This is a genomic window from Candidatus Amarolinea dominans, assembly GCF_016704685.1.
Lineage (GTDB): Bacteria > Chloroflexota > Anaerolineae > SSC4 > Amarolineaceae > Amarolinea > Amarolinea dominans.
This window is the reverse complement of the sequence record NZ_JADIZS010000066.1, coordinates 1-5,302: the sequence shown is the minus strand read 5'-3', so window position 1 is coordinate 5,302 and position 5,302 is coordinate 1. Positions and strand designations below refer to the sequence as shown.

4 protein-coding genes and 1 pseudogene are annotated in these 5,302 nt (G+C 57.9%); all 5 read right to left on the bottom strand.

Annotated elements, in window-relative coordinates; translation table 11 throughout:
- The coding region (locus IPF85_RS24370) for a right-handed parallel beta-helix repeat-containing protein (protein WP_343410646.1) at positions 1-417 on the bottom strand (417 nt) is incomplete at its 3' end.
- 369 nt (positions 418-786) lie between these two features.
- Complete coding sequence (locus IPF85_RS24365; RefSeq protein WP_343410645.1) at positions 787-2,484, bottom strand: hypothetical protein; 1,698 nt, start codon at positions 2,482-2,484, stop codon at positions 787-789.
- 88 nt (positions 2,485-2,572) lie between these two features.
- Positions 2,573-3,202: a right-handed parallel beta-helix repeat-containing protein gene (locus IPF85_RS24360; protein WP_343410644.1), complete on the bottom strand. Its 630-nt coding sequence runs from the start codon at positions 3,200-3,202 to the stop codon at positions 2,573-2,575.
- 36 nt (positions 3,203-3,238) lie between these two features.
- Complete coding sequence (locus IPF85_RS24355; protein WP_343410643.1) at positions 3,239-3,505, bottom strand: hypothetical protein; 267 nt, start codon at positions 3,503-3,505, stop codon at positions 3,239-3,241.
- A gap of 356 nt (positions 3,506-3,861) precedes the next feature.
- Positions 3,862-5,216, bottom strand: a pseudogene (locus IPF85_RS24350) (transposase).
- Positions 5,217-5,302 lie beyond the last annotated feature (86 nt).

Genomic DNA, 5,302 nt, shown 5'->3' with positions numbered 1-5,302 from the left:
ATCGGTCAGGGCAATGCCGGCGCCATCGTTGTGGAAGATGCTATTGTGCGTGATCCGGTTGCGGACAGCATCGTTCCCTTGCACCTGCACGCCGTGGCCAGCGTTGAAGGCAATGGTGTTGTTGGGGCCCACCGTGTTGTCGCTGGCATCCCACGCGATGTAGATGCCCCCGTCGCCGTTCGACCGCAACTCTTTCTGATCGCTCGGCTGCACCGCCGATTCTTGTTTCTGATCGTTCGCTTCCACCGCCAGCGCCTGGCTGGCGTTCGACGACACCCGGGTGCAGAACGGCGACACGGTGCGGGGCTCGGCTGGCTCCGTACCGGGCGCGACCAGGTTCGGCGGATAGCGCTCGGGCGGCGAGCAGGAAAGACCCCGCGATGCCAGGGTCGCCACGAGGTTCGCGGAGTCGTCCACCTTCTCGGATGATGTGCCGTTGGGCAGCGGCTGTGACCCACTGGCGTCAGTACCAATCAGGTTGCCTTCGACCAGGTTGCGTCTGGCACTGTTCCAGATCGTAACACCATTTTCGCGGATTCCCCGCGATCAGGTTCCCCTCGTATGAGGTTGTCGCTGGCGCGATTGTACAGGTCAACCCTTGAAGCCTTCGTTACCGAGGGCCGCGGTTCCGCTTCGCGCCCGTTCCGATGTAGTTGCCCTCAACGGTGTTATGATGAGCATCGTCGCTTAGGAAGATGCCGTCGCACCAGGGACAGCCGATTCCATTGGCGCTGATGACGTTGCGTTCTGCGGGCGGGTCCGCCAATGCGGTTGTAGCTGGCTTGGTCACCGATTGTCACGCCCTCCTGCCTGTTGGGCAGGGGCTTGCAGGCCGGTCGCATCCACGCCGATGTAGTTGCCGCTAACGGTGTTGCTCATCGTGTCGTTGTTATCAATCGAGACACCGCGCTCGTTGTTCCCGCTGATGAGATTTCGTTCGCCGGCGGTCGTGCCGCCGATTGTATTATGGTGAGCGCCGCTGTGAACATCAATCCCTCTACCATTGCCCAGTGCAGCCGTCCCGGTGCGATTTGTGCCGATATAATTGCCGGACACGGTGTTGCTCATCGTCGTCGTATCCCACAGCCCAACGCCGTACCCGTTGCCACTAATGAGATTGCGCTCATCTACGGTCATGCCGCCCACCAGGTTCAGAAACGCGCCGCTGTGGATGGACACGCCGGCTCCACGGTTGCCGAGGGCCGCAGCACCGTCGAGCGTGGTTCCGATCGTGTTGCCCGCAACGATGTTGGCTGTGGCCTGATCGCCGGCCAGGCGAATTCCGTCAATCAGGTTTCCGCTCACGAGATTGCCGCCGTTGCTGCCTCCGATCGTGTTGTGGTGACCGGAAATGCTGAGGCCGTCTTGGACGTTGGCCTGCGCCGCCGTGCCGGTCGTATCAGTACCGACCAGGTTGCCGGTGATCACGTTATAGCCGACATTTGACTCGAGAACGACGCCGTTACCGTTGTTTCCGATCACATTGTCCGGACCAATGGTATTTTGCTCTGCCCCATCCCTGATAACGATACCCTGGGTATTGCCCGGGCTGTGCAGACTGCGCATCACTTCCCACGTGGCGCCACGGTTCGTGGATCTTGCCATGCCACTAACACTGACGACCCACAAAGTGCCATCGGAAGCAAACGCCGGCGAAAACACAATCCCGCTGCCCGCGTCGTGCAGCCATCCGGGAAGGCCGGTGCTGGCTTGGGTCCAGGTGGCGCCACTGTCGGTTGACCTGTAGACCGTGTCATTCCAGCCGCCACCGTGATAGACTTCATGATCGTTGCTGTAATCGGGTGAAACCGCCAGGAAGCGCGGATCCCAGCGCAGGGCATCGAAGCCGGTCCAGCTGGCGCCCCCATTCGTGGATCGGTAGATCCGCCCTGAATTGGCGCTGGCAAAGAAGGTTTGGTCAATGGCATACGCAGGAGAAAACGCCAGGTCGATCAGGCTTGAATCGGGGCTGGGTATTGAACTCCAGGTGACGCCCGCGTCGGTCGTTTTCTCGATTCCGCTGTTGGTAAGGGCCAGGAGCGTGCTCTTGAGCGCTGCGTCAGGCGAGGCGATGACCTTCCAGACGTGCGGATCACTCATTCCTGTGACCTGGCGCGCGCCCAGGTCACCCCCTGCATCGGTCGATTTGAAGACGCCCGGACCGCCGCCAAGTGCGTCCCAGCCCAGCCGCGCCGCGGCGTACATTGTTTGATCTGCGCTGAACCCGGTCGACAGCACCAGGTTCTGGCGATCGATTTGCTCCAGTACGGTGCTGCTCAGACTCCAGGACGCCCCACTGTTGCTGGTCGAAAAGAGATATCCGTTCTCGGCCAGCACATAGGCGACGGAGGCATTCGTGGCGTCGGGGGGGATCTCGATTTGCAGCAGGCGTGCTTCGCTCAGGCCGGAATTGCGTTCCAACCAGGTCGCGCCGCAATCGGTCGTCTTGTGGACGCCTTCGTCGTCAGGCTGGGCGACGAACATCGTGCAGCGTCGGTGGTATAGGCCGGGGATACAGCCTGGTCAACCGGGTATGCTCGCCGCACCGGCCCCAGGCCGAAGCCGATCCACTTCACTTCACCGTGTTGCTAGCCGTTCCATTCCCTGAAATCGACACGCCGTTACCGCCATTGTAGGCGATGACGTTGCGTTCGGCCGCCGTCGTCCCGCCGACGGTGTTGTGATGGGCGCCATCGAAGATGGCAACCCCATCACCGCCGTTCGGCAACGAAGCAAGCCCAGTGGTATCGGTGCCAATGTAGTTTCTCAATACGAGGTTCTGCGTCGTGCCGGCGTCCATGATCTGGACTCCGCTTGTCTGATTGGCGGCAATGATATTGCGTTCGCCGGAGGCAACTCCGCCAATTCGATTGCTGCTTGCTCCTTCACTAAGAAGAATCCCGATGTGATTGCCGCGAGCGATGGTTCCCGCAACATCGGTCCCGATCCGATTACCCGTAATGATGTTTCCTTGGCCGCCGCCGATGTAGATACCTGCGTCGCCGTTGTCCCCAATCGTATTGTCGCGAATCGTGTTATTGTCGGCGCCTGAGTCCAGGTGAATGCCGATGCGCGGAAATCCCCGCACCTGTAAACCACGAATCGTATTGCCAATTGACGAAACGATGAACCCGTCGGCCTCGGGGTCAGCGAGCCCGATGCCGTCCACAATCACGCCCGCTGTGCTGGCATCAATGGTCACATTACCGTCGTCCAGATCGGGGCAACGGGCCGCTGGTCAGAGAAATGGTGGCCGGATTCGCTGGTGGAACACCAGGGGCAAGAAGGTGACCGTATCACCGGTGTGTACGTCTAGTAACGCCTGACGCAGGGGTCCGGGTCCGCTGTCAGCCGTACTCGTGACAACAAGTGTTGCGCCCGGTTCAGCGTCGGTAATGGAAACTTGCTCAATCGGAGCGCCGAGACTCGACGGGGTATTTACAAGCGCCACCAACGCCGCGATGATGGTCAGACCCACTGTTCGGGAAATGATGCGCTGATTCATTGGTCTGTCCTCCTTTGGACAAAACAGCAGATTATAGGCTGTGGATGCGCAGATGATGCGCAACGTCATGATGAATTGGGCCAGAGCGGTACGAGTGTTTCTTCCCGCCCTCGTGGCCTAACCGTTACTTTGCGCATCTATGTGGTATAGATGACGGAGTGATCACAGGCAGGAATCCGTGGTTGGACACTGAGAGTGACGCCAGAAAAAACAACGAGACAATTGTGAAATATGCTACAATTATAATAGCAGCCTGTTTGCCTGTCAAGGGATCGCATGTGGTGGGGTGGGCGTCATTTTTTTACAATTGGGAGGAAGGAGTAAAATAGGGGGAGATCAAGCAATACCTTCGCCAGCTAGGGCGAGTTGGGGGTAGGTTGAGCGACATGAATGCGGCCCAAGGCGGCTAGTTTACTGAAGATGCGGGCCAATAAAACTGGCTCGGGCTTTTCGGGAAGCATTTTAATGGTCTCGGTCACATATTTGGCACCGCGATAGTGCGCTTTAAGGTCTAGGACGCTGCAATCTGGGTCTGTGTCGTGGAGATTGCGCAGTAAGCCCTGGGAGAAAGTTGACCATGAACAAAGAGAGGTTGGCGGCATTGGTGACGGCGGTTTCGAGACATTCATGAAGTCCTCCAGGCCCCAATACTGTTTAGCGTCCCTGAAGTTGAACTCGATTTGGAATCTCAGACAATAATAGTCAACCAGTTTGTCGTAGGCGAGCGTGAGATCGCTGCTGAACAGGGTGACATGGGCGTAGGCTTGCGTTTGCAGATGAGTTTTCAGGATAACCACGACATTAAGCGGCTGGCTAAACTCTCTATGCAGGCATCGAATATGGTACATGCGAGTTTCGATCTGGCCGTCAACGGTCGTTTGTTTTAGGTACTCGACTGGCAAGTTCTGGTAATCCAGCTTGTCGCCGTATTTGCGGTGCGGCCCACGCCCTTTGTAGGGGCCAGTATAAGGTAAGTACAAGGCCGAGTCGGAGCGCAGCTTAGAAATCAGATGTAACTTGCACTGCTGCACCATGTGCAGGGCAAAACGGTTACCAAAATGCCCGTCCAGGGCCAGATAGGTCAGAGGGATCAATTTGCCCATAAGTTTGAGTTGAGCTTCCAGCATGGCTTGGATGCGAAGCAGTTCCGGCGACAGGGTGATTTCGGTTGCCGCTTTGTTCTTACTGCCTTTGGGGCGGCCCGGCTTGCGCGGCTCAGCCGGTTTGGGCGTCTGCTTAGCGACTGTCTTGGCACGGTTAGCCGCTTTTTCTTCCTCGCTGCGCACGGCTTGCTCGATCCGCAGCTCGAGATGAGCGGCGTTTTTTGGTGTTGACCAGTGCCAAACTGAAAAAGGCCAGGCCGGGAATCACACGGCCGAATACCCCCGCAAAAAAACGATCCAGCCCGTGGGTGTGGTGCCCCGCTTTGCTCACCACCACCTCGTCGCCAACCATGATGTAGACATCGTCTGGCCGATATAGATGCTGGCGGAAAAACGCCCAAAACAACGTCGCCCACGGCACTACCGTGTAGAAAAAACGCTGTACCGTGCGATAACTGCCCCCTTCACCGGCCTGGCGCGAGATGCCAAGCATGGTCACCCGCCCTGTCGCGGGCCAACACTGCCGCAATGATGCGGCTGAGTTGGCGCAGCGTCGTCGCCGTCACTAATGATTCGATACACTCTAAACGTGCTACAATATCAGGCATGGGCTTTCCTTAGTCCTTGTGTTGTGATTTTCGTAAACTATCAAACAACAACTTTACTACGAAAGCCCGTTTAGTTCACATTTGAC